This window comes from Pseudomonas brassicae, from assembly GCF_010671725.1.
GTDB classification, from domain to species: domain Bacteria; phylum Pseudomonadota; class Gammaproteobacteria; order Pseudomonadales; family Pseudomonadaceae; genus Aquipseudomonas; species Aquipseudomonas brassicae.
The window spans coordinates 1-1392 of the sequence record NZ_JAAHBU010000543.1 but is presented as its reverse complement, the minus strand read 5'-3'; the positions used below and the strand labels follow the sequence as shown (position 1 = coordinate 1392).

The following is a 1392-nucleotide window of genomic DNA, read 5'->3' as shown; positions in this document are numbered from 1 at the left end:
CTGGTACTGCTGACCCGGATGGACAATCGTCCGGTGGCGATGGTGATTCTGGATGCGTTTGGCAAGTACACCCACTTTGCCGATGCCAGCCGCATGCGCCAATGGCTGGAAACCGGCAGCGCCAAGCCCGCGCCCGCCGTGGCCATCCGCTACAAGTCCGAACGCAGCCAGAACCGTCCGGTGGCTGACTGAGACAGCGGCTGCCGTGCCTTGAGCACGCAGCGGCCTGGCTGGCTAGCCTGCTCCATGCCTATCTGTTCGCATCCAGCAACGGCCTGCGCAAAGCATTGAAATCAACGATAGCCCATAAGCGCTGGCAGACATCAGGCCCAACACTGAATCAGCCGCATATGCCCAGGCAGCCAGCCCGCCCCCAAGGCCCGCAAGCAGCAATGGGATATTCAGAAGCGCATACAACATTACATTGCAGGGAACGCCCCTGACCGCTGCCACCCACCGGTGCAAAAGAGCGTAAAGCGAAACGCACACGATGGACACGCCGCCCAGCACGCACAGCCCTACCACATAGATAACAAGTGGCGGCAGCCCGCGGGTATCGCTTGAATCAATCGCGTTTTCACTGACACCCTGCGCCGCGAACGCGAGCAGCAGCCATCCCATGACGCTCAAGGCGAGGGGTAGAAAACGAACGGATAAGAATCCAAGTACCATAGCCATATAACCTCCACAACAATTTATCCCTGATAACTCAAAGTTGCTACTGCCCCCCTGCTTTCACCGAAATGACTCCTGGCATCTTTATCGTGTATGGCGTCTGCATTACGCTGCGAAGAAAAGAGGTCGCCGACTCACCTATCCAGTCTCGATGTGTTGATGCATTGGCGTCATAGAGATCATCATAGGCCCTCAACTCGCCATCGAATATCCACGCCCCATCCTCAGCGACTTTAACATTACCCACTACGCGCAAAGTTATATTGCCTAGCGCCCAGCCGCTTTGCAGACTGTCCTTGCGCACATCGTGCGTAAACTTCACATCAATCTTATGCACACCTTTGCCTTTAGCGTTTACAGCATCCATAAAGGGCCTGACACTTGGGAGTTTAACATTGAGCCCAATACTCCCAACTGGGAAAATTACCGGCTCTCCCTTGCCACTTATGGAGTGCGCAAGCGCGTGAAAGGGAGTGAGTACTCCACCTGAAAAAACATGAGACTTTGTGGGATAACTAACCATGCTTTCATGGATAACGGGGTACGCTCGAAGACTCTGGGCCATTCGTTGAAAACCAAGATCTAGCGATTTACCTTCCGCGTGCCACTGGTCGATCGCACCTAGGGCGGTTAGCTCGACGGCCGTTGGAACACCGAACTTTGTTCTTATCACTTCACGCCGAAATGTTTCACTTGAAGTCTTCCGATCACAGTACA

2 protein-coding genes and 1 pseudogene are annotated in these 1392 nt (G+C 54.5%); 1 reads left to right on the top strand and 2 read right to left on the bottom strand.

Annotation, left to right across the window (positions count from 1 at the left end):
* Nucleotides 1-192 (top strand): annotated as a pseudogene (locus tag G3436_RS25820) (D-alanyl-D-alanine endopeptidase); the annotation flags it as partial.
* A gap of 42 nt (nt 193-234) precedes the next feature.
* Here G3436_RS25820 and G3436_RS25815 read toward each other — a convergent pair.
* Both G3436_RS25815 and G3436_RS25810 read right to left on the bottom strand, forming a co-directional pair.
* Nucleotides 235-678, bottom strand: coding sequence for a hypothetical protein (locus G3436_RS25815; protein WP_163951067.1), 444 nt, complete (start codon nt 676-678; stop codon nt 235-237).
* Nucleotides 679-718: 40 nt separating this feature from the next.
* Nucleotides 719-1392 (bottom strand): lipid II-degrading bacteriocin (locus G3436_RS25810; RefSeq protein WP_243667331.1); only part of this gene is annotated, 674 nt, incomplete at its 5' end.